Raw genomic sequence first — 20,336 nt, 5'->3', positions numbered from 1 at the left:
TCGGGTGTCTCGTCGTATCGCCTCCCAGAGAGGAATTGCCATGGCCCGAATCAGTCCCCTCATCCGCTGGTGCAGCCTCTCGCTGGCCGCCCTGATCGCCGCCTGCGGGGGCGGAGGCGGAGGTTCGTCCGACGGCAGCAACCCGCCGAACCCGAACACGCCCACCACCCCGACGAGTGTCGCCGTGAGCTTCGCGGCACCGGAGGCGGAAAACGTCTACAGCGTGGGTTCGGCCCTGTCGCTCAGCGCCCAGGTCACGGTGAATGGCGCGGCCGCGGCGGATGGAACGCCCGTGAGCTTCTCGGCGTCGCCCGGCACGTTCTCGGCCAGCGGCACCACCCGGTCGGGCGTGGCCACGGTCGCGTTCAACGGCACCACGCCGGGCCGCCAGCAGCTCAGCGCCTCGGTCTCGGTATCTTCGGGCTCGTCGGCTGCCGCCACCGCGACGGCCACACGCATCGTGTACCTGCGCCCCGCACCCGCAGCGCTGGAGGTGCTGGTGCCCGCCTATTTCCATCCGTCCTCCGGCACCGAATGGGCACGCCTGGCCTCCGGCGCGGCGGCCAATCCCGCGGTCCAGGTCACGGCCATCGTGAACCCCAACAACGGCGAGTTCACTGCCGCGGAGGCCGCCTACACGAGCGCACTGGGTGCGTTCGTCTCCGCTGGCGGCAAGGTGGTGGGCTATGTCTACACGGGCTACGGCGCCCGATCGCTCGCGGCCGTGAAGGCCAACATCGATGCGTACTTCGCGCTCTACGGGCGCAACCTGATCAGCGGCATCTTCCTGGATGAAATGTCCTCCGATGCCTCGAAGCTGAGCGGCTACCGCGAGATCTACGCGTACATCAAGGCCAAGGGCGCCGACCTGCGCGTGATCGGCAATCCGGGCATGGTGCCGAACACCGCCGACTACGCCGCGGTGGCCGACGTGCTCGTCACCTTCGAGGCACGCAACACCACCTACGCCACCTACGATCCGCGCACCACGCCGTGGCTCTACACGCTGTCCAACAACCGGCAGAGCTCGCTGGTGCACGACACCGCCTCCTGCGCCGACATGCAGAAGGCCGTGCAGTCCGCCGCATCGCCGCTGTACAACGCCGGACTCGTCTACATGACCGACCTGCAGTACGACCCGGTCAAGGACATCGGCAACCCGTGGGAGTCGCTGCCTTCGTACTGGACGGCCCTGCTGCAGACCGTGTCGGCCGTGAACCAGGGTCGCACGCCGCCCGCCTGCTGATACGGATTCGCCTTCAACCGGATCACGCCCGTTGGTTCGCCTCGCCGTGCCATAGCACTGTCTTCGGCTTCCCGCCCAGTTATCCGAGGAAGGCGAACCCGTATGCAACCGGGTTCCATGCCGCTGCGCTGCAGGGCGCGACGCAGAAAGCCTCAGGCCACGCCGTTCAGCACATCCGCGCGGGCCTGCGCGGCGGCGAAGTCGAGGTCGCCCGAGTAGATGGCGCGGCCGCAGATGACGCCTTCCACGCCTTCCTTTTCCACCGCGCAGAGCTGCTCGATGTCGGCCATGCCGGCCAGACCGCCGGAGGCGATGACGGGGATGGTGAGGGCCTGGGCGAGCTTCACCGTGGCCTCGATGTTGATGCCCGAGAGCATGCCGTCGCGGCCGATGTCGGTGTAGACGATGGATTCGACGCCCCAGTCCTCGAACTTCTTCGCGAGATCGACCACCTCGTGGCCGGTGAGCTTGCTCCAGCCGTCGGTGGCGACCTTGCCGTCCTTGGCGTCCAGGCCCACGATGATGTGGCCGCCGAAGGCACTGCAGGCGTCCTTCAGGAAGCCCGGATTCTTGACGGCCGCGGTGCCGATGATCACGTAGCGCAGTCCGCCGTCGATGTATTTCTCGATCGTGTCCAGGTCGCGGATGCCGCCGCCCAGCTGCACGGGCAGGTCGTCGCCCACCTCGTTGAGGATGGCCTTGATCGCGGCGTAATTCTTGGGCGTGCCGGCGAAGGCGCCGTTCAGGTCCACGAGGTGCAGGCGCCGCGCGCCGGCATCCACCCATTTGCGCGCCATGGCCGCCGGGTCTTCGCCGAAGGTGGTGGATTGATCCATGTCACCTTGCTTGAGGCGCACGCAGTGTCCGTCCTTGAGGTCGATGGCGGGGATGAGCAGCATGATGGAGGAAAAAGATGAAGGAATGCCGTGGCGGACGGGGTCCGGCCGGGGTGGGAGGAAGGCGGAGGCGGAAGGATCAGGGCTTCCAGTGGAGGAAGTTGCGGTAGAGCGCGAGGCCGTGCTCGGAACTTTTCTCGGGATGGAACTGGGTGGCGAAAATGTTATCGCGGGCCACGGCGGATGCAAAGCGGCCGCCGTAATCGGTTTCCCCTGCAGTGTGCGCCGCATCGCGCGGCAGCGCATGGAAACTGTGCACGAAATAGAAGTAGCTGTCGTCCGGAATGCCGGCCCAGACCGGGTGCACGGCCCCGCCGTGCGGCATCTGCCGCACGCGGTTCCATCCCATCTGCGGCACCTTGTAGCGGCTGCCGTCCGGCTGCAGGCGCCCGGCCAGGTCGAAGCGCACCACGTCGCCGGGGATCAGCCCCAGGCCCGGGGTGTCGCCCTCGGCGCTGTGGTCCAGCAGCATCTGCATGCCCACGCAGACGCCGAAGAGCGGCCTGGAGGCAGCGGCCTCCAGCACGGACTCCTGCAGCCCGGATTCGCGCAGCTCGCGCATGCAGTCCGGCATCGCGCCCTGCCCCGGCAGCACGACGCGCTGCGCGGCGCGCACGTCCTCGGGGCGCGAGGTCACCACCACGTTCCAGCCGCTGCCTTCGGCGGCGGCCTGCACGGCCTGCGACACGGATCGCAGGTTGCCCATGCCGTAGTCCACGACGGCGACGGTCTTCGATTCGAGGTTCATGGCTACAGCGAGCCTTTGGTGGAGGGAATGACGCCGGCCGAGCGCGGGTCGCGCTCGAGCGCGAAACGCAGCGCGCGCGCGAAGGCCTTGAAGATCGTCTCGCACTGGTGGTGTGCGTTGAAGCCCTTCAGGTTGTCGATGTGCAGCGTCACGCCCGCATGGTTCACGAAACCCTGGAAGAACTCGTACACCAGCTGGGTGTCGAGCTGGCCGATGCTGCCGGCCGTGAACTTCACGTCCATGTGCAGGCCCGGCCGGCCCGAGAAATCGACCACCACGCGCGAGAGCGCCTCGTCGAGCGGCACATAGGCGTGGCCGTAGCGGCGGATGCCCTTCTTGTCGCCCACGGCCCGCGCGAACGCCTGGCCCAGCGTGATGCCCACGTCTTCCACCGTGTGGTGGCCGTCGATGTGCAGGTCGCCCTCGCACTCGATGTCCAGGTCGATCAGGCCGTGCCGCGCGATCTGGTCGAGCATGTGGTCGAAGAAGCCGATGCCCGAGGACAGGCGCGCCGCGCCCGTGCCGTCGAGGTTCACGCGCACGCGGATGCGGGTTTCGGCGGTGTTGCGGGCGACCTCGGCCGTGCGGTCGGCGCCGGGGCCCTCGGGGGCGGTGGAGGGAACGAGTGCGGAGGAGGAAGTCATAGGGAAGCCTGGAGTGCGTCGAGCATCTGGGCGTTGTCGGCTTCGCTGCCCACCGTGAGGCGCAGGCAGCGGGCCAGCAAGGGATGCATTGTAGAAACGTTCTTGACGAGAACCTTGCGGGCCTTCATGCCCTCGAAGGCCCGCGCCGCGTCGGGCACGCGCACGAGCACCATGTTGGCCTCGCTGTCCCACACGCGCTCGATGCCCGGCATGGCGCGCAGCGCGGCGATGAGCCGCGTGCGCGCGGCCCGCAGTTCGGCCGCCTGCGCGGCGAACACCTGCGCATGCTCCAGCGCGAACAGCGCGGCCTCGCAGTTGAGCACGCTCACGTTGTAGGGCGGGCGCACCTTCTCGATCTCGTCCACGAGCGCCGCCGGGCCCGCGAGGTAGCCCAGGCGCACGCCGGCCAGGCCGAACTTGCTGAGCGTGCGCATCAGCAGCACGTGGGCGTTGCGCGCGGGCTCGGCGCGCATGCGGTCCAGCCAGGTGCGGCTGGCGAAGGGCTGGTAGGCCTCGTCCATCACCACGATGCCGCCCTGGGCGCCCACCGCGTCGATGATGCGCTGCACCGCCCCCTCGTCCCACAGCGTGGCCGTGGGGTTGTTGGGATAGGCCAGGTAGGTGATGGCCGGACGGTGCTGCGCGATGGCGGCCAGCATGGCGGGCTCGTCGAGCTCGAAATCGGCCGTGAGCGGCACGCCCACGAAGTCCAGGCCCTGCAGCTGCGCACTCATCGGGTACATCACAAAGCCGGGCATGGGTGCGAGCATGGTCGCGCGCCCGCCCGTGCCGGGCCGCGCGCAGGCCAGCGCCAGCAGCGTGATGATCTCGTCCGATCCGTTGCCCAGCACCATCGAGAAGCCCGCCGGCATGCCGATGTGCGCGGCGAGCGCAACTTTCAGGTCCGCCAGCCGCACGCCGGGATAGCGGTTCAGCGCCAGCGCGCCCAGGCGCCGGCCCAGCGCCTCCTGCAGCTCCGGCGGCAGCGGGAACGGGTTTTCCATCGCGTCCATCTTGAGCACGCCGGTGGCGGGCTGGACGGCGTAGGCATGCATGGCGCGGACGTCGGGGCGGATGCGGCCGAGCGCGGCGGCGAGGGTGTCGGTCATTCGAGCGATTCCAGAGCGTCGGGAGTGACGAGAAAGGGGTTCACGGCGCGCACCGCGTCGTAGCGCTGGCCGTGGGGCAGCACGTCGCCCAGCACGTGGCGGCAGCCCTGCTGGTGCGCGGAAGCGACGATGAGCGCGTTCCAGTAGCTCAGGCCGTAGCGGTCCTGCAGATCCCAGGCGCCGTCGACCACGTAGGCATCCAGGTGCGGCGGCTGCCAGACGCGCAGGCGGCGCACCTGCGCGCGCACCAGGTGCAGCGTCTCGGGGCCCGGAAAGCAGGCCACGGCGTTGTGGTAGAGCTCATTGAGCACCTGCGAGCTGATGCGGCCGCGGCGTGTGCTCCAGCACAGCGCGAGCCATTCGCGGGCGCGGGCCTGGCGGGCGGGATCGCGGTCGTCCACGCTGCTGAGCAGCACGCCGGTATCGACGAACAGGGGCGTGTTCATGGCGCAGGCGGCTCCTCGCGTTCCATCAGTTCGGGCCGCGCCAAGTAGGGGCGTACCGATGCGCCCCAGGTTTCGAAGGCCAGGGCCTCGCGCATCGCCTGGGCATAGGCGTCCTCCTGGCGCATCTTCTCCGCCAGCCATTCGCCCAGCATGCGGGACACGCTGGTGCCGCGCCGGGCGGCCTCGACGCGGACCCATTCGGCGACCGCGTCGTCCATGGTGACGGTGACGTTCTTCACGGCACGGATGGTACAGGAAATTTCCACGAACTTCGTGTGCCACGAAGTTCGTGACGATTTACGCCGCTACAGCCGATGAGGTGGTCCGCGAAGGCATCGCGCAGGCAATGGCACCCACCCGCTGTAAAGCGGCCGTGTGCTCGGGCGTCCAGTCACCGCCCACGCCGATGCGCAGGCAGTTGCGGAAGCGCCCCCCCGTGCCGAACACGGTGCCGGGCGGCACCAGGATGCGCTCGTCCAGGCAAGCCTGGTGGAGCTGCAGCGTGTCCAGCCCGCGCGGCAGCTCCAGCCACAGCAGCAGACCGCCGGGCGGATCGCTTACGCGCGTGCCCGCAGGGAAGGATTGCGCGATCACGTGCCGCACGGCGTCCATGCGCGCGGCGACCGCGGTGCGCAGCTGGCGCATCGCCGCCGCATGCCCCGTCTGCAGCATCAATTCGGCGAGGGCCAGCTCCAGCACCGGCGACTGCCCGCCCGCCTGCAGGTCCTTCATGCGGCGCAGCGTCTCGGTCCACCGGCCGGCCTCCACCCATCCCAGGCGCAGCCCGGGCGCGAGCGTCTTGGAGAAGGAACTGCACAGCATCACGTGGCCCGTGGTGTCGTGCGACTTGACGGTGCGCCGGTGCTCGTCCGCTTCCGCGAGGTCGTTGTAGACGGCGTCCTCGATCACCGCCAGCCCATGCCGCGAAGCCAGCTGCGCGAGGCGGCGGCGCTCGGCCTGGGGCATGCAGGCGCCGAGCGGATTGCTCAGGGTGGGCACCACGATCAGTGCCTTCACGGGCTGGGTCTCCAGCGCGAGCTGCAGCGCATCCAGCGAGATGCCGTGGCGCGGATGGGTCGGGATCTCGAGCGCCTTCAGGTGCAGGCCCTGCAGCACTTCGAGGAAGGAAAAATGCGTGGGCGACTCCAGCGCCACCACGTCGCCCGGCTCCGTCACGGCGCGCAGGCACAGGCTGATGCTGTCCATGCAGCCGCCGGTGACGAGGATGCGTTCCGGATCGAGGCTGCAGCCCATGCCCACGGCATAGCGCGCGATCGCGCGGCGGGCCTCCTCGTGTCCGTCGGACGACGGATACACGCAGAGCAGCTGGCGGTGGCGCTGCACCGAGCGCGCCACGGCACGGCGCACCCGGTCCACGTCGAGCAGGTCCGGGCCCGGCGTGCCGCTGCTGAACGACACCACGTCCGCCGGCTGCGCGGCGCCCAGGATGCGCTGGCCCAGCCAATCCACCGACACGTCCCGCGGACGCCGCAGTCCGCGCGATACCGTCGGCTCGGGCAGCACGGCCGGCCGCGGCGCGACGAAATAGCCCGAGCGCGGCCGCGCCGCGATGAGCTGCGCGTCCTCCAGCCAGTGGTAGGCCTGCACCACGGTGCTCTGGGCCACGCCGCGCTGGCGCGCGAGTTCGCGCACCGAGGGCATGCGCGCTCCGCGCACCAGGGTGCCGTTGCGGATCAGCCCGGCCATCTGCGACGCGATCTGCAGGTACAGCGGGGTGGAATCGGTCTCGGGCATTGGAGCGATTCTGTATCGCCTCACCAGGCCAGAAGCAGTACAGATGCCCGGCAGGTCGTGCAGTACAGAGTGCGCGGCGCAGCGTTCTGTACCGGTCCGGGTGCTGCAGGGCTGCGGCTGTCGCGGCAACGAACGCGCAGACACAGTGCAAGCCATGAACTCCGCACCCGCCCTCACCTTCCTGCGCCGCCTGGTCCCACGCCCCGCGGCAGCCCCCCAGACCCTCGTGGCCACGCTGGCTCCCGGCGAACCGGTCCGCGCGCTGGACTGCGCGCCCGGCGGCCACGCCACGCTGCGGGTGCTGTCCGGCCGTGCCTGGATCACGCAGCACGGCGAAGGCGACGACTGGTTCCTGGAACCGGGCCAGGGCCTGGCCCTGCCCGGCCCCGGCCGGCTGTACGCCGGCGCTGACGGCCCCGAACCGCTGCAACTGCGATGGGTCGTGGAGCCGGCCTTGTCCCAAGGCGGCACGTCAGGGGCCGTGCGCGCAGCGGCCTGACGGCGCGCTTCCTCCAGCGAAACGGAGAAACGCTTTTCCAGAGATGGCTGGAGTTCTGTGTGCGCCACAGTCCGCAGCCTCCGATACCGGCGCGGCGCAAGGCCAGCGGCAGCAAGCCAAAGGCCTCCCCGCAGCGACGGCTGCGTCCCCCTTCCCGCCGTGCGCAGCATGGCGAGAGCGGGGGTGAAGCGGCGAAGCCGCTCAGGGGGGTGTTACTGCTTCAGCCTCATCTCCGCTGCGCGCGCATGCGCCTGCAGCCCCTCGCCGTGCGCCAGCACGCTGGCGATGGTGCCCAGCGTCTGCGCGCCCTGCTCGCTCACCTCGATGAGGCTGCTGCGCTTCTGGAAGTCGTACACGCCCAGCGGCGACGAGAACCGCGCGGTGCCGCTCGTGGGCAGCACGTGGTTGGGGCCTGCGCAGTAGTCGCCCAGGCTCTCGCTGGTATAAGCCCCGAGGAAGATCGCGCCCGCGTGGCGCAGCAGCGGCTCCCAGCGGTGCGGGTCGCGGCTCGACACCTCCAGATGCTCGGGCGCGATGCGGTTGCTGATCGCGCAGGCCTCTTCCATGTCCTTCGTGAGGATCAGAGCGCCGCGGCCCGTGAGGCTCTTGGCGATGATCTCGGCGCGCGGCATGTCTGGCAGCAGGCGGTCGATGGCCGCCTGCACCGCGTCGATGTAGGCGGCATCCGGGCACAGCAGGATGGACTGCGCGAGTTCGTCGTGCTCGGCCTGGCTGAACAGGTCCATCGCCACCCAGTCGGGCGGCGTGGTGCCGTCGGCCAGCACCAGGATCTCGCTCGGGCCGGCGATCATGTCGATGCCCACGGTGCCGAACACGCGCTTCTTGGCGCTGGCCACGTACGCATTGCCGGGGCCGGTGATCTTGTCCACCTTCGGCACGGTGGCCGTGCCGTAGGCCAGTGCGGCCACGGCCTGCGCGCCGCCGAGGGTGAAGGCACGGCTCACGCCCGCCACGTAGGCCGCAGCGAGCACCAAAGGGTTCTTCTCGCCGCGCGGCGTGGGCACGACCATGACGATGTCCTGCACGCCGGCCACGTGGGCCGGAATGGCGTTCATCAGCACGCTGGAGGGGTATGCCGCCTTGCCGCCCGGCACGTAGATGCCGACGCGGTCGAGCGGGGTCACCTTCTGGCCGAGCAGCGTGCCGTCGTCGTCGCGGTAGCTCCAGCTCTCGCCGCTCGCCTTCTTCTGGGCCTCGTGGTATTTGCGCACCCTGCGCGCAGCGGCTTCGAGCGCGTCACGCTGCACCGCGGGCAAGGCATCGAAAGCGGCTTTCAGCTCCGCCTGCGACAGCTCCAGCGCCGCCACCGAGGGCGCCGCCAGGCCGTCGAAACGCTCCGTGTACTCCAGCACGGCCGCATCGCCGCGCGCCTGCACGTCGGCCAGGATGTCGGCCACGCGCTGCTCTATGGCGGCGTCGGTGTCGGCGGACCAATGCAGGCGTTCCCGGAAGGCGGCCTCGAAATCGGCACTCTCGGTATGCAGGCGGGCGGGCGTGGCTTTCATGGATCTTCCGGGGCGGTTCGGCGGCAGAGACTCGACTTATTCCGTCTCGGCCGACACTTCGCGTGTCTTGCGGTTGTACTTCAGGGTGATCTTGTCGAGCTCGCAGAGGTCCAGGCCCTCCCACTCGACTTCGGAACCGTCGTCGGCGAACACCACCTTGATGTCCTGGACGCAGTGCTTGGTGTCGCCGAACTTGAACTTGCGGGACGCGCCGTTGGCGAGCTGGCTCTTGCCCAGGCGGTCGGCCCCCCAATTGTCCATTTTCGTGGGCGAGATGAACACTTCATTGAGTGCATAGCCCGTGCGGTTGACCAGCGTGAAATCCGCGTCGGCCGCGAAGGCGGCACCGCCGAGGGCGAGGCTGCCGAGCAGCAGGAATTTCTTGAACATGGGGACTCCCTCCGATTTGAAACAAATGATGCGCCAGGAAACGATTTTCCCGGCATTCGCATTTTGGCGTTTATTTCGGCAGGAACCCATCCATGCAGCGGATTTCAGCTTTTTCGCTCGGTCGCCGCGGCGAAGGCATCGATGATGCGGCGCAGCGGCTCGCGCTTGAGCTTGAGCGCGGCCTGGTTCACCACCAGGTGCGAACTGATATCCATGATGCGCTCCACTTCCACCAGATGGTTGGCGCGCAGCGTGCTGCCGGTCGAGACCAGATCCACGATGGCGTCGGCCAGGCCGGTGAGCGGCGCCAGCTCCATGCTGCCGTAGAGCTTGATCATGTCCACGTGCACGCCCTTGGCCGCGAAGAAGTCGCGCGCGATGGTGGTGTATTTGGTGGCCACGTTCAGGCGCGCGCCCTGCCGGACGGCACTGGCGTAGTCGAAGTCCTGCCGCACCGCCACGCTCACGCGGCACTTGGCGATCTGCAGGTCGAGCGGCTGGTAGAGGCCCTGGCCGCCGTGCTCGATGAGCGTGTCCTTGCCGGTCACGCCGAGGTCGGCGCCGCCGTACTGCACATAGGTGGGCACGTCGGTGGCGCGCACCAGCACCACGCGCACCTCGGGCCGGTTGGTCGGCAGGATCAGCTTGCGCGACTTTTCCGGGTCCTCCAGCACCTCGATGCCGGCCGCCGCGAGCAGCGGCAGGGTTTCTTCGAAGATCCGGCCCTTGGAGAGAGCCAGCGTGATCACGTCGTCCTGGGCCGTCATGCCTTCACCCTTTCGATATCGGCGCCGAGGGCGCGCAGCTTGCCTTCCATGCAGTCGTACCCCCGGTCGAGGTGGTAGATGCGGTCCACCGTGGTCTGCCCCGTGGCCACCAGCCCGGCGATCACCAGGCTCGCGGAGGCGCGCAGATCCGTCGCCATGACCGTGGCGCCCGACAGCAGCGTGCCCGTGTCGCCCAGCCCCTCGATCACCGCCACCTTGCCGTCGGCCTGGATGCGCGCGCCCAGGCGCAGCAGCTCGTCCACGTGCATGAAGCGGTTCTCGAAAATCGTTTCCGTGACGCGCGAGGCGCCCTGCGCCACCGCATTGAGCGCCATGAACTGCGCCTGCATGTCGGTCGGGAACCCGGGGTATTCGGTGGTGCGGAAGCTCTGGGCCCGCAACTGGCCCGCGCCGGGGCTGCGCACGCGGATGCCGCCCGCCGGCCCCTCCACCGCTTCCACCGAGGCGCCGGCTTCGCGCAGCTTGTCGATGACGGCGTCGAGGTGGTCGGCGCGCGCATGGCGCAGCAGCGCCTCGCCGCCCGTGGCCGCCACCGCGCACAGGAACGTCCCGGCCTCGATGCGGTCGGCCACCACGCGGTGCGTGCAGCCGCCCAGGCGCTCCACGCCCTGCACGCGGATGCGGCTGGTGCCATGGCCCTCGATGCGCGCGCCCATGGCGATCAGCATCTCGGCCAGGTCCACCACCTCGGGCTCCTGCGCCGCGTTCTCGAGCACCGTCTCGCCCTCGGCCAGCGTGGCGGCCATGAGCAGGTTCTCGGTCCCCGTCACCGTGACCATGTCGGTGGTGATGCGCGCGCCCCGCAGGCGCGAGCGGCCGACGGGCAGGCGCGCGATCATGTAGCCGTGCTCCACCAGGATCTCGGCGCCCATGGCCGTCAGCCCCTTGATGTGCTGGTCCACCGGGCGCGAGCCGATCGCGCAGCCGCCGGGCAGCGACACCGTGGCCTCGCCGAAGCGCGCCAGCAGCGGGCCCAGCGCCAGCACCGAGGCGCGCATCGTCTTCACGAGTTCGTAGGGCGCCTCCGGCGTCGACAGCGCACCGGCGTCGATGCGCACGGTGCCGCTGTCGGCGCGCTCGCCGCCCTGGGAATGCTCGGCCGACACGCCCATGTTGCGGATGAGCTGCAGCATGGTGGCCACGTCCTGCAGGCGCGGGACGTTGAGCAGGGTCACGGGCTCGGCCGTGAGCAGCGCCGCGCACAGCTCGGGCAGTGCGGCATTCTTGGCGCCGGAGATCGGCACTTCGCCGGTCAGGGCGCGGCCGCCGCGGATCTGGAGTTGGTCCATGATCACTCGCCCCGCGGCTGCGCGGCCCACTCGGCGGGCGTGAAGGTCTTCATCGACAGCGCATGCACCTCGTCCGTCTGCATGCGGCCGCCCAGCGTGGCGTACACCCGCTGGTGGCGCTGGATGGCGCGCTTGCCCTCGAACTCGGCCGAGACGATGGTCGCATACCAGTGGCGGCCGTCGCCTTCCAGCGCGATGTGTTCGCAGGGCAGGCCGGCGCGGATCAGGTCTTTGAGTTGGTCGGCGGTGATCATGGGAGGAGCGTCGTAGAAAGCGGTTCGTGGATGGGCCCTGCCGGCCGGTCCGGCGCGCCTGCGCAGGGCCGGCCCGGCAGGCAGCCGGTCGGGATCAATGACGGATTTTGTAGCCGGTGCGCAGCAGGTGCACGGCCAGCGCGCTCACCGCGAGCCATGCGCTGCCCACGATGGCCAGGCTGAGCCACGGCGAGGCGTCGCTCTGCCCGAAGAAGCCGTAGCGGAAGCCGTCGATCATGTAGAAGAACGGGTTCAGGTGGCTCACCGTCTGCCAGAAGGGCGGCAGCGACTGGATGGAATAGAACACGCCCGAGAGGAAGGTCATCGGCACGATGATGAAATTCTGGAAGGCCGCCATCTGGTCGAACTTGTCGGCCCAGAGCCCGGCGATCAGCCCCAGCGTGGCGAGCAGCGCCGCGCCCAGGAGCGCGAACGCCACGATCCAGAGCGGCGCGGCGAATTCCGGCCGCGCGAAGCCCAGCGTGGCGATGAACACGCCCAGCCCCACCGCCAACCCGCGCACCACCGACGAGCCCACGTACGCGAAGAACCAGGACCAGTGCGACAGCGGCGTGAGCAGCACGAACACCAGGTTGCCCATGATCTTGCTCTGGATGAGGCTCGACGAGCTGTTGGCGAACGCGTTCTGCAGCACGCTCATCATCACGAGCCCGGGCACCAGGAAGGCGGTATAGCTCAGGCGGTCATAGACCTTCACGTGGTCTTCGAGCACGTGGCCGAAGATCAGCAGGTAGAGCACGGCCGTGAGCACCGGCGCCGCGATGGTCTGGAAGCTCACCTTCCAGAACCGCAGCACCTCCTTGTAGAACAGGGTCTGCCAGCCGGTCATAGCCGCACCCCGCCTTCGGGCGTTTCCGCGGGCTCGTCCGGCGGGACCGGTTCGCGCGCCGGATCGGGGTAGCGCCCCTCGGCCATGAGATTCAGGAACACGTCCTCCAGGTCCGCCTTGCGGATCTCCACGTCGTGCACGCCGACGCCGGCGGCCCGCAGCCCGGAGAGGATGCGCTCGATGTCTGCCGCGTCCTGCGCGGGCAGTTGCACCACGCGGCCGGTGACGCGCGCGGCGCCGGCCAGCGCCGGCGGCAGCGCATCGTCGGTCTTGAAGCGCAGCACGTTCGTGGAGGCCGCCTGCAGCAGCTCGGACGTGGTCGAGAGCGCCACCATCCGGCCGCGCTTGAGCATCGCGATGCGCTGGCAGAGCGCTTCGGCCTCTTCCAGGTAATGGGTGGTGAGCAGCACGGTGTGGCCGGCCTTGTTGAGCCGTGCGACGAACTGCCACAGCGTCTGGCGCAGTTCGACGTCGACGCCCGCCGTCGGTTCGTCCAGCACGATGATGGGCGGCTTGTGCACCAGCGCCTGCGCCACCAGCACGCGGCGCTTCATGCCCCCGGACAGCTGGCGCATGTTGGACGTGGCCTTGTCGGCGAGGCCCAGGCTCTCGAGCAGTTCGTCGATCCAGGCGTCGTTGTTCTTCACGCCGAAATAGCCGGACTGGATGCGCAGCGCCTCGCGCACGTTGAAGAACGGGTCGAAGACGATCTCCTGCGGCACGATGCCGAGCTTGCGGCGCGCCTCGGCATAGTCGGCGAGCACGTCGCTGCCCTGCACCAGCACCCGCCCGCCCGAGGCGCGCGCGAGGCCCGCCAGGATGCTGATGAGCGTGGTCTTGCCGGCACCGTTGGGCCCGAGCAGGCCGAAGAACTCGCCCTCCTCGATGTCGAGGCTCACGCCATCGAGCGCCTGGAACGGCCCTTTGGGCGTGTCGTAGGTCTTGGAAACGGACTGGAAGGAGACTGCAGGCATGGAAGCGGGAGATTCTAAGGTTTCGCCCGCTTGCGTGCCGGCTGGCGGTCTTGCCCGCGCTGGCGCTCTGGAGCACCGGAAAAACAGGCCGTGAGGGTCCCGCGGGGCAGCCGTCCCACGGCAGCCGCGCTCAGGACGGCTGGGCCACGGCCTCGGAGGGCGATGCCGTCAGCAGCTCACCGACCCCATACAACCCCGCCAGCTTCGCCAGCCCCTCGGGCAGGCCCTTCACCTCGAAGCGCCGGTTCTCCAGCAGCGTGGCGCGGCGGCACTCGAGCAGCACCGCCAGGGCCGAGGAGTCGAACGTCGCGAGCGGCGCGGCATCCACGACGAGGATCTCGTCGCGGTGCGCCTTGAGCCCCTGCAGCAGCATCCGCAGGCAGGCCTCGGCCTGCCGGTGGGTCAGTTCGGTGGGAAGGACCAGCATGGCAGTGCGTGCCGGAAGGCGGTCAGCCGGCCTTGCCGGTGCCCGCGGCGTTGGCCTTGTTGCGGGCCGCCAGCGACTCGATCAGGCCATCGATGCCCTTGGCATTGATCTCCTGCGCGAACTGGGTGCGGTAGGTCTCCACCAGCCAGACGCCCATCACGTTCAGGTTGTAGATCTTCCAGCCCGCGGCATCGCCGGGGGTCTTCTCCAGGCGGTAGTCCAGTTGGACGGGGTCGCCGCGGCCCAGGATCTCGGAGCGCACGAGCACATCGGTTTCGCCGGCGCCGGCGCGCAGCGGCTTGACCTGGATGGAAAGATCGTTGACCTGGCTCAGGGCGCCCGAGTAGGTGCGCACCAGCAGGGACTTGAACTCGTCCTGCAGGCGGGCCTGCTGCTGCGGCGTGGCCTGGCGCCAGGCCGGGCCCACGGCGGCGGCGGTCATGCGGCGGAAGTTCACGTGCGGCAGGATGGTCTTGTCGACCAGCGCGGTGATCTTGTTCACGTCGCCGGCCTTGATGTTCTTGTCGCTGCGCACCGTGTTCAGCACGTCGGTGGACAGGCGCTTGATCAGCTCGTCCGGCGCTTCGTCGGCGGCCAGGGCGGCCACCGGCACGCCCAGCCACAGCACGGCGGCGGTGCACAGGGCGGCCTGGCCCAGGGTTCGTCGGCTCATCGTCATGTTCTGTTCCTTTCAGGGATGCTTTCCGTCGGGGAAAGCATCGGTCATGCTGCATTCTTGCCCGGACACCGGGCGGGCGTGCGTCTGGCGCGTGCACGGATGCAAGCAACTGCAACCGCGCCCGCGGGCGTGCGCCACGGGGCATGCCGTCCGCGCCGTGGCGCGCGCGGCGTCAGCGTGCGGGCTCGGGGGGCAGCTTGCCCGCGTCCTCGTCGTAGCGTTCCTCGCCGCGCCTGTCGGTCTGCACGGCCTGGCTGCGCACCTGCAGGTAGGCGTCGCGCGTGAAGCTGTACCGGTCGAGCGCGGCCGCGCTCAGCACGGAGCTCGCGCGCAGCAGATTGGCGCGGGTGTCCACGACGCGCAGCGCATAGAGCGCATTGCGGTCGGAGACCGGATCGACGTAGGTGATCAGGTTGCCCTTGGCGTCCACCGGCAGCGCGATGGTGTCGCGCACGGTGGAGGGCCCGAGCAGCGGCAGCACCAGGTACGGCCCGGTGGGCACGCCCCAGCGGCCCAGCGTGAGGCCGAAGTCCTGCTTGGAGCGGTCGATGCCCATCTCGGTCGCGATGTCGAGCACGCCGCCGAGGCCGAACACGGTGTTCGCGCTGAAGCGCGCGATGCTGTTGAGCGCGCCCTCGCCCTGCAGCTGCAGCGCGTTGTTCACGAACGACCAGAGGTCGCCGAGGTTGGCGAAGAAGTTGCTCACGCCGGTGCGCACCAGGCGCGGCGTCACCTCGGTATAGGCCGTGGCCACGGGGCGCAGCAGGACGTCGTCGACCTTGTCGTTGAACCGCGTCATGCCGCGGTTGTAGGGCTCGAACGGATCGCGCGGATTCGCATCCGGGCCGGTGGCGCACCCGGCGAGCAGGCAGGCCGCGGCCAGGACGCCGGCGCTGCCGCGCAGGGACGTTGCGCGGGAGAGGGAAAACAGGGGGTTCATTGTTGTCGTCATTTCTTGCTACCCGAAGCAGAGGCCCCGCCGCCGCTCTCCTCGGCCTTGCCGTAGAGGAACTGGCCGATGAGGTTTTCCAGCACCACCGCGGATTGCGTGGAGGTGATGCGGTCGCCCTCGGCGAGGTTTTTCTCGTCGGCACCCGCCTGGATGCCGATGTATTGGTCGCCCAGCAGGCCGCTGGTCAGGATCTTGAGCGAGCTGTCCTTGGGGAAGGCATAGCGCTTGTCCAGCTCCAGCGCGACCTGGGCCTGGAAGGTCTTGTCGTCGAAGGTGATGGACTGCACGCGCCCCACCACCACCCCGGCGCTGCGCACCGCGGACTGGGGCTTCAGGCCGCCGATGTTGTCGAACAGCGCCGTGACGTGGTAGCCCGTGCGCCACTGCAGGCGCAGCAGGTTGGCGGACTGCAGGGCGAGGAAAAGCAGGGCCGCGCCGCCCAGCAGGACGAACAGGCCGACCCAGACATCGTTCTTGGAGTGCTGCATGGTGTGTTTCGTTTCTCTTGGAAGGGGTTGGCGGGGGGGCGGCACGCGTCAGAAGCTGAACATCCACGCGGTGAGCAGGAAGTCCAGCCCCAGCACCGTGAGCGAGGCCATCACCACGGTGCGCGTGGTGGCACGCGACACGCCCTCGGGCGTGGGCTTGGCGACGAAGCCCTGCAGCAGCGCGACGAAGGTGACGGTGACGCCGAAGACGAAGCTCTTGAGGACGCCGTTGCCCACGTCCGCCCAGACGTCCACCCCGCCCTGCATCTGGCCCCAGAAGGCGCCGCCGTCCACGCCGAGCATGACCACGCCGACGACCCAGCCCCCGAGCACGCCGACCGCGCTGAACACGGCCGCCAGCAGGGGCATGGCGATCACCCCGGCCCAGAAGCGCGGCGCGAGGATGCGGCGCACCGGGTCGACGGCCATCATCTCCATGGCCGACAGCTGCTCGCCCGCGCGCATCAGGCCGATCTCGGCGGTGAGCGAGGTGCCCGCGCGGCCCGCGAAGAGCAGCGCCGACACCACGGGCCCGAGCTCGCGCACCAGCGCGAGCGCCACGAGCAGCCCGAGCGCCTGCGAGGAGCCGTAGCGCTGCAGCGTGTAGTAGCCCTGCAGTCCCAGCACGAAGCCCACGAAGAGGCCCGAGATGGCGATGATCGACAGGGAATAGTTGCCCAGGAAGTGCAGCTGGTCGCGCACCAGGCCGAAGCGCTGCAGCGTCGGGCCGACCAGGCCCACGAGGCGTGCGAACAGGCGGGTCGCCCGGCCGATGTCCGCGAGCAGGCGGCGCGTGGCGAAGCCGGCGTCGGAAGGTTTCCACCAGCTCATCGCGCACCTCCGCCCGTGGCGTCGCCCGTGCCGAGCGGGCCGAAATCGTCGGCCACCGAGGGGCCGGGGTAATGGAACGGGACGGGGCCGGTGGGCAGCGCGTGCACGAACTGGTGCACCAGCGGATCGGTGCTGGCGCGCACTTCCTCGGGCGAGCCCTGGGCCGCCACCACGCCGGGCCCGAGGATGACCACGTGGTCCGCCACACGGAAGGTCTCCTCCACGTCGTGCGAGACGACGAGCGTGGTGAGACCCATGGAGTCGTTCATCTGCCGGATCAGCTGCGCCGCCGTGCCGAGCGAGATCGGGTCAAGCCCCGCGAAGGGCTCGTCGTAGAGGATCAGTTCGGGATCGAGCGCGATGGCCCGCGCCAGGGCCACGCGGCGCGCCATGCCGCCCGAGATCTGGCTCGGCATCAGGTCGCGCGCGCCGCGCAGGCCCACGGCCTGCAGCTTCATGAGCACGATGTCGCGTACCAGCGCTTCCGAAAGATCGGTGTGCTCGCGCAGCGGGAAGGCCACGTTCTCGAACACGGTCATGTCGGTGAAGAGCGCGCCGAACTGGAACAGCATGCCCATGCGCCGGCGCGCGGCGTAGAGCTGGTCGCGGTCCATGCGCGCCACGTCCTGGCCGTTCACCAGCACCTCGCCCTGCTGCGCCAGGTGCTGCCCGCCGATGAGGCGCAGCACCGTCGTCTTGCCGCCACCGGACGCGCCCATGAGCGCCGTCACCTTGCCGCGCGGGATGCGCAGCGACACGTCGCGCAGGATCGGTCGATCGCCATACGAGAACGTGACGTTGCGCAGCTCGACCAGGGGGGTTTCGGACATGCGGGAGAGGGGATGAATGCGGGTGGATGCGTGATTGTCGCGGCTGCGGCCGCGGGACGTGCGAGCGATGGTAACGCAAACATACATGCATGCATGTTTGCTGGAAACACCCTCGGCTGCCTGCTATGCTTTCAAGAGCAACCAAACGATACCGGGTGCGCGCTGAAGCAGATCCGGCCACCCAGTATCCCGGGCTGTGGCGTCCGCGTCACAGCATGCTGCGAAGAAAGGCCTGCGTTCGCGCATGCCGCGGGGTAGCGAAGAACTCCGCCGCCGGCGCGGCCTCGATGATCTCGCCCTGGTCCATGAATACCACCCGGTTCGCCACCTCGCGCGCGAAGCCCATCTCGTGCGTGACGACCAGCATGGTCATGCGTTCCCGGGCCAGCGCGCGCATGGTGCGCAGCACCTCGCCGGTCAGTTCCGGGTCGAGCGCCGAAGTGGGCTCGTCGAAGAGCAGGATGTCCGGCTCCATGGCCAGCGCACGGGCGATGGCCACGCGCTGCTTCTGACCGCCCGACAGCCGGCCGGGGTAGCTGTCCTGCTTCTCCAGCAGCCCCACCTTCGCGAGCAGCGCCTGCGCGGGCGGCACGGCGGCCTGGCGGGACACGCCCTTGACCACCATGGGCGCCTCGATGACGTTCTCCAGCACGGTGAGGTGCGGGAACAGGTTGAACGATTGGAACACCATCCCCATGCGGCGGCCGATGCGGCGCACCTCGGCATCGGGCACGTAGCGGCAGCGCCCCCCGGCATCGGTCGTCGCGAGCGTGTCGCCTTCGATGGCGATGTGGCCGCGGTCGATGGTCTCCAGATGGTTCAGGCAGCGCAGGAAGGTGCTCTTGCCCGAGCCCGAGGGGCCGATCACGGCCACGGTCTCGCCGCGGCCCAGAGTGAGCGACACGTCCCGCAGCACGGGCACGCCGCCGAAGGCCTTGTGCAGGCCGCGCGCCTCGATCATGGGCACGCCGGCGGATGCACCGGCACCGGCACCGGCACCGGCACCGGCAGCGGGGGCGGAAAGGTCAGGCGTCATGGCGGGCATAGCGGCGCTCCAGGCGCTGGAAGCCCCAGGTCAGCACCAGGGTCATCACGAGATAGAAGGCGGCGGCCACGAGGAAGGGCGTGGTCGTGAAATCGCGCTGCACGATGCCGCGCGCGGCGCGCAGCAGGTCGTTCAGGGCCAGCACGTAGATGAGCGACGTGTCCTTGACCAGCGTGATGGTCTCATTGCTCATGGGCGGCAGGATGCGGCGCACCATCTGCGGCAGCACGATGCGCCGCATCGTCTGCCCGTACGTCATGCCCAGCACCTTGGCGGCCTCGTACTGGCCGCGGTCGATCGACTGGATGCCCGCGCGGAAGATCTCGGCGAAGTAGGCCGCGTAGTTCAGCGCGAACGCCACCACCGCCGCGGGGAAATCCGGCAGCCGCACGCCGATCACCGGCACGAACGGCAGCGCGAAATAGATGAACAGCATCTGCAGCATCAGCGGCGTGCCGCGCATCAGCCAGATGTAGCCGTTGACCAGCCCCGACAGCAGCCCCCAGCGCGACAACCGCGCCAGCGCCAGCGCCAGCCCGAGCGGCACCGCCAGCACCAGCGTGATCGCGAAGAGCTTCAGCGTGACCGTCGCGCCCTGCGCCAGCGGCCCCAGAAGTGAAAGAACGTAATCCATCTACGAGCTACGAGAATCCATGGCTAAACGGCGGCAGCCAGCAAGGTCAAAGGCCCAGGCACTGGCGCGGCCAAGGGCCAGCGGCAGCCGCGCAAGGGCCGCCCCGCAGCGCCGGCTGCGTCCCCCTTCCCGCATCGCGCAGCGATGCGAGAGAAGGGGGAAGCGGCGAAGCCGCTCAGGGGGATGCGCGCCAGTTATTTGATGATGTTCTTGCCGAACCACTGCGTCGCGATCGTGGCCGCGGCGCCGTCCTGCTTCATGTCGGCGAGCGCCTTGTCGAGGCGGCCCTGCAGGGCGGTGTCGCCCTTGCGCACGCCCACGCCGTATTCCTCGGTGCCGAAATGCTCGTCCAGCACCGCGTAGTCCTGCGGCTTCTTGGCGACGTAGTAGCGGCCCACCACCTCGTCCACCACCACGGCCTCCAGGCGGCCGGTGGAGAGGTCCATGAGCGCGGTCACGTTGTCGCCGAAGGTCTTGAATTCCTTGAACGATTTGAAGACGGCGTCTTCCTTCTTCACGGCATCGACGGCGCTGCTGCCGTCCTGCGCGCCCACGACCTTGCCGGCGAGATCGGCCTTGGTCTTGATCGGGGAGCTGGCGGCCACGACGACGATCTGGTGGTTCTCCATGTAGGGCGCGGTGAAGGCGATGTTCTGCTTGCGCTCTTCGGTGATGGTGAGGCCGTTCCAGAGCGCATCCACGCGCTTGCCGGAGAGTTCGGCCTCCTTGGCGCTCCAGTCGATCGGCTTGAACTCCACCTCCACGCCCATGCGCTTGGCGGCCTCGCGGGCCATGTCGATATCGAAGCCCACGAGCTGGTTCTTCTCGTCGCGGAAGCCCATCGGCGGGAAGTTGTCGTCCAGGCCGACCACGATCTTCGCGACGGCGGCGGGAGGCGTCGCGGGCGTGGCGGCAGCGGTGGGCTGCGCGCTCTCGTTCTTGCCGCAGGCGGCGAGCAGGGCACCCAGGGACATCAGGGCAATGGCGGCGATTTTCTTCATGGCGATGGACACGACCGGCGCAGGGCCGGCTCTGG

The 20,336-nt window shown here is 69.3% G+C and carries 25 protein-coding genes; 2 read left to right on the top strand and 23 right to left on the bottom strand.

Translation table 11 applies throughout. The features are described from left to right. The first annotated feature begins 40 nt into the window (after positions 1 to 40). A complete protein-coding gene (locus Q9R47_RS08210; protein ID WP_311232710.1) occupies positions 41 to 1,246 on the top strand; it encodes a spherulation-specific family 4 protein in 1,206 nt (401 codons plus the stop codon). Positions 1,247 to 1,398: 152 nt separating this feature from the next. Here Q9R47_RS08210 and hisA read toward each other — a convergent pair whose 3' ends face one another. The 7 genes from hisA to Q9R47_RS08175 form a co-directional block, all read right to left on the bottom strand. Then, positions 1,399 to 2,145, bottom strand: coding sequence for a 1-(5-phosphoribosyl)-5-[(5-phosphoribosylamino)methylideneamino]imidazole-4-carboxamide isomerase (hisA, locus tag Q9R47_RS08205; RefSeq protein WP_311232709.1), 747 nt, complete (start codon positions 2,143 to 2,145; stop codon positions 1,399 to 1,401). 76 nt (positions 2,146 to 2,221) lie between these two features. Then, a complete protein-coding gene (hisH, locus tag Q9R47_RS08200) occupies positions 2,222 to 2,890 on the bottom strand; it encodes an imidazole glycerol phosphate synthase subunit HisH (RefSeq protein WP_311232708.1) in 669 nt (222 codons plus the stop codon). Between the two features lie 2 nt (positions 2,891 to 2,892). Then, positions 2,893 to 3,534: an imidazoleglycerol-phosphate dehydratase HisB gene (gene hisB, locus Q9R47_RS08195; RefSeq protein WP_311232707.1), complete on the bottom strand. Its 642-nt coding sequence runs from the start codon at positions 3,532 to 3,534 to the stop codon at positions 2,893 to 2,895. Then, positions 3,531 to 4,643 (bottom strand): histidinol-phosphate transaminase, encoded by a 1,113-nt coding sequence (gene hisC / locus Q9R47_RS08190; RefSeq protein ID WP_311232706.1) that lies wholly within the window; start codon positions 4,641 to 4,643, stop codon positions 3,531 to 3,533. Before hisC ends, hisB begins: the two co-directional genes overlap by 4 nt. Then, complete coding sequence (locus Q9R47_RS08185; RefSeq protein WP_311232705.1) at positions 4,640 to 5,089, bottom strand: PIN domain-containing protein; 450 nt, start codon at positions 5,087 to 5,089, stop codon at positions 4,640 to 4,642. Before Q9R47_RS08185 ends, hisC begins: the two co-directional genes overlap by 4 nt. Then, a complete protein-coding gene (locus Q9R47_RS08180) occupies positions 5,086 to 5,328 on the bottom strand; it encodes a CopG family transcriptional regulator (RefSeq protein ID WP_311232704.1) in 243 nt (80 codons plus the stop codon). Before Q9R47_RS08180 ends, Q9R47_RS08185 begins: the two co-directional genes overlap by 4 nt. Before the next feature lie 58 nt (positions 5,329 to 5,386). Further along, the gene (locus Q9R47_RS08175) at positions 5,387 to 6,844 is read right to left on the bottom strand and encodes a PLP-dependent aminotransferase family protein (protein ID WP_311232703.1); all 1,458 of its coding nucleotides are present in this window, start codon (positions 6,842 to 6,844) and stop codon (positions 5,387 to 5,389) included. A 154-nt stretch (positions 6,845 to 6,998) separates the two neighbouring features. On the opposite strand from Q9R47_RS08175, the gene Q9R47_RS08170 reads away from it, so the two are divergent. Continuing rightward, entirely contained in the window at positions 6,999 to 7,343 is a 345-nt protein-coding gene (locus tag Q9R47_RS08170) for a DUF2917 domain-containing protein (protein WP_311232702.1), read from the top strand. A gap of 212 nt (positions 7,344 to 7,555) precedes the next feature. On the opposite strand, the gene hisD is transcribed toward Q9R47_RS08170, so the two are convergent. From hisD to Q9R47_RS08090, 16 genes are all read right to left on the bottom strand, one after another. Next, a complete protein-coding gene (gene hisD / locus Q9R47_RS08165; protein WP_311232701.1) occupies positions 7,556 to 8,869 on the bottom strand; it encodes a histidinol dehydrogenase in 1,314 nt (437 codons plus the stop codon). A gap of 36 nt (positions 8,870 to 8,905) precedes the next feature. After that, a complete protein-coding gene (locus Q9R47_RS08160) occupies positions 8,906 to 9,259 on the bottom strand; it encodes a hypothetical protein (protein ID WP_311232700.1) in 354 nt (117 codons plus the stop codon). 104 nt (positions 9,260 to 9,363) lie between these two features. Next, complete coding sequence (hisG, locus tag Q9R47_RS08155) at positions 9,364 to 10,026, bottom strand: ATP phosphoribosyltransferase (RefSeq protein ID WP_311232699.1); 663 nt, start codon at positions 10,024 to 10,026, stop codon at positions 9,364 to 9,366. After that, positions 10,023 to 11,336 carry a UDP-N-acetylglucosamine 1-carboxyvinyltransferase gene (murA, locus tag Q9R47_RS08150; RefSeq protein ID WP_311232698.1) on the bottom strand — a complete coding sequence of 438 codons (1,314 nt, stop codon included), beginning with the start codon at positions 11,334 to 11,336 and terminating at the stop codon, positions 10,023 to 10,025. The genes hisG and murA overlap by 4 nt, the downstream gene beginning before the upstream one ends. Before the next feature lie 2 nt (positions 11,337 to 11,338). Continuing rightward, positions 11,339 to 11,587: a BolA family protein gene (locus Q9R47_RS08145; protein ID WP_311232727.1), complete on the bottom strand. Its 249-nt coding sequence runs from the start codon at positions 11,585 to 11,587 to the stop codon at positions 11,339 to 11,341. A 97-nt stretch (positions 11,588 to 11,684) separates the two neighbouring features. Next, the gene (locus Q9R47_RS08140) at positions 11,685 to 12,440 is read right to left on the bottom strand and encodes an ABC transporter permease (RefSeq protein WP_311232697.1); all 756 of its coding nucleotides are present in this window, start codon (positions 12,438 to 12,440) and stop codon (positions 11,685 to 11,687) included. Beyond that, positions 12,437 to 13,414, bottom strand: a complete 978-nt coding sequence (locus Q9R47_RS08135; RefSeq protein WP_311232696.1) for an ABC transporter ATP-binding protein — start codon at positions 13,412 to 13,414, stop codon at positions 12,437 to 12,439. Before Q9R47_RS08135 ends, Q9R47_RS08140 begins: the two co-directional genes overlap by 4 nt. 130 nt (positions 13,415 to 13,544) lie before the next feature. Further along, complete coding sequence (locus Q9R47_RS08130; RefSeq protein ID WP_311232695.1) at positions 13,545 to 13,841, bottom strand: STAS domain-containing protein; 297 nt, start codon at positions 13,839 to 13,841, stop codon at positions 13,545 to 13,547. A gap of 22 nt (positions 13,842 to 13,863) precedes the next feature. Further along, positions 13,864 to 14,520: an ABC transporter substrate-binding protein gene (locus Q9R47_RS08125; protein WP_311232694.1), complete on the bottom strand. Its 657-nt coding sequence runs from the start codon at positions 14,518 to 14,520 to the stop codon at positions 13,864 to 13,866. A gap of 172 nt (positions 14,521 to 14,692) precedes the next feature. After that, a complete protein-coding gene (locus tag Q9R47_RS08120) occupies positions 14,693 to 15,472 on the bottom strand; it encodes a VacJ family lipoprotein (protein WP_404977118.1) in 780 nt (259 codons plus the stop codon). After that, a complete protein-coding gene (gene mlaD, locus Q9R47_RS08115) occupies positions 15,469 to 15,960 on the bottom strand; it encodes an outer membrane lipid asymmetry maintenance protein MlaD (protein ID WP_311232692.1) in 492 nt (163 codons plus the stop codon). The genes Q9R47_RS08120 and mlaD overlap by 4 nt, the downstream gene beginning before the upstream one ends. A 48-nt stretch (positions 15,961 to 16,008) precedes the next feature. After that, positions 16,009 to 16,791, bottom strand: a complete 783-nt coding sequence (gene mlaE, locus Q9R47_RS08110) for a lipid asymmetry maintenance ABC transporter permease subunit MlaE (protein ID WP_311232691.1) — start codon at positions 16,789 to 16,791, stop codon at positions 16,009 to 16,011. Further along, positions 16,788 to 17,621: an ABC transporter ATP-binding protein gene (locus Q9R47_RS08105; protein ID WP_311232690.1), complete on the bottom strand. Its 834-nt coding sequence runs from the start codon at positions 17,619 to 17,621 to the stop codon at positions 16,788 to 16,790. Before Q9R47_RS08105 ends, mlaE begins: the two co-directional genes overlap by 4 nt. Before the next feature lie 208 nt (positions 17,622 to 17,829). Further along, positions 17,830 to 18,657 (bottom strand): amino acid ABC transporter ATP-binding protein, encoded by an 828-nt coding sequence (locus tag Q9R47_RS08100; RefSeq protein WP_404977117.1) that lies wholly within the window; start codon positions 18,655 to 18,657, stop codon positions 17,830 to 17,832. Further along, positions 18,647 to 19,300, bottom strand: coding sequence for an amino acid ABC transporter permease (locus tag Q9R47_RS08095; protein ID WP_311232689.1), 654 nt, complete (start codon positions 19,298 to 19,300; stop codon positions 18,647 to 18,649). The genes Q9R47_RS08100 and Q9R47_RS08095 overlap by 11 nt, the downstream gene beginning before the upstream one ends. A 194-nt stretch (positions 19,301 to 19,494) precedes the next feature. After that, a complete protein-coding gene (locus Q9R47_RS08090) occupies positions 19,495 to 20,301 on the bottom strand; it encodes an amino acid ABC transporter substrate-binding protein (RefSeq protein ID WP_311232688.1) in 807 nt (268 codons plus the stop codon). Between the last annotated feature and the right edge of the window lie 35 nt (positions 20,302 to 20,336).

The sequence above is a fragment of the Acidovorax sp. PRC11 genome (assembly GCF_031844105.1).
Lineage (GTDB): Bacteria > Pseudomonadota > Gammaproteobacteria > Burkholderiales > Burkholderiaceae_C > Paracidovorax.
This window is presented reverse-complemented; position numbering and strand designations above follow the sequence as displayed.

Coding starts and splice junctions, on each gene's coding strand:
- Q9R47_RS08210 (WP_311232710.1), top strand. CDS start 41: ATGGCCCGAATCAGTCCCCTCATCCGCTGGTGCAGCCTCTCGCTGGCC.
- hisA (WP_311232709.1), bottom strand. CDS start 2,145: ATGCTGCTCATCCCCGCCATCGACCTCAAGGACGGACACTGCGTGCGC.
- hisH (WP_311232708.1), bottom strand. CDS start 2,890: ATGAACCTCGAATCGAAGACCGTCGCCGTCGTGGACTACGGCATGGGC.
- hisB (WP_311232707.1), bottom strand. CDS start 3,534: ATGACTTCCTCCTCCGCACTCGTTCCCTCCACCGCCCCCGAGGGCCCC.
- hisC (WP_311232706.1), bottom strand. CDS start 4,643: ATGACCGACACCCTCGCCGCCGCGCTCGGCCGCATCCGCCCCGACGTC.
- Q9R47_RS08185 (WP_311232705.1), bottom strand. CDS start 5,089: ATGAACACGCCCCTGTTCGTCGATACCGGCGTGCTGCTCAGCAGCGTG.
- Q9R47_RS08175 (WP_311232703.1), bottom strand. CDS start 6,844: ATGCCCGAGACCGATTCCACCCCGCTGTACCTGCAGATCGCGTCGCAG.
- Q9R47_RS08170 (WP_311232702.1), top strand. CDS start 6,999: ATGAACTCCGCACCCGCCCTCACCTTCCTGCGCCGCCTGGTCCCACGC.
- hisD (WP_311232701.1), bottom strand. CDS start 8,869: ATGAAAGCCACGCCCGCCCGCCTGCATACCGAGAGTGCCGATTTCGAG.
- Q9R47_RS08160 (WP_311232700.1), bottom strand. CDS start 9,259: ATGTTCAAGAAATTCCTGCTGCTCGGCAGCCTCGCCCTCGGCGGTGCC.
- hisG (WP_311232699.1), bottom strand. CDS start 10,026: ATGACGGCCCAGGACGACGTGATCACGCTGGCTCTCTCCAAGGGCCGG.
- murA (WP_311232698.1), bottom strand. CDS start 11,336: ATGGACCAACTCCAGATCCGCGGCGGCCGCGCCCTGACCGGCGAAGTG.
- Q9R47_RS08140 (WP_311232697.1), bottom strand. CDS start 12,440: ATGACCGGCTGGCAGACCCTGTTCTACAAGGAGGTGCTGCGGTTCTGG.
- Q9R47_RS08135 (WP_311232696.1), bottom strand. CDS start 13,414: ATGCCTGCAGTCTCCTTCCAGTCCGTTTCCAAGACCTACGACACGCCC.
- Q9R47_RS08130 (WP_311232695.1), bottom strand. CDS start 13,841: ATGCTGGTCCTTCCCACCGAACTGACCCACCGGCAGGCCGAGGCCTGC.
- Q9R47_RS08125 (WP_311232694.1), bottom strand. CDS start 14,520: ATGACGATGAGCCGACGAACCCTGGGCCAGGCCGCCCTGTGCACCGCC.
- Q9R47_RS08120 (WP_404977118.1), bottom strand. CDS start 15,472: ATGACGACAACAATGAACCCCCTGTTTTCCCTCTCCCGCGCAACGTCC.
- mlaD (WP_311232692.1), bottom strand. CDS start 15,960: ATGCAGCACTCCAAGAACGATGTCTGGGTCGGCCTGTTCGTCCTGCTG.
- mlaE (WP_311232691.1), bottom strand. CDS start 16,791: ATGAGCTGGTGGAAACCTTCCGACGCCGGCTTCGCCACGCGCCGCCTG.
- Q9R47_RS08105 (WP_311232690.1), bottom strand. CDS start 17,621: ATGTCCGAAACCCCCCTGGTCGAGCTGCGCAACGTCACGTTCTCGTAT.
- Q9R47_RS08100 (WP_404977117.1), bottom strand. CDS start 18,657: ATGACGCCTGACCTTTCCGCCCCCGCTGCCGGTGCCGGTGCCGGTGCC.
- Q9R47_RS08095 (WP_311232689.1), bottom strand. CDS start 19,300: ATGGATTACGTTCTTTCACTTCTGGGGCCGCTGGCGCAGGGCGCGACG.
- Q9R47_RS08090 (WP_311232688.1), bottom strand. CDS start 20,301: ATGAAGAAAATCGCCGCCATTGCCCTGATGTCCCTGGGTGCCCTGCTC.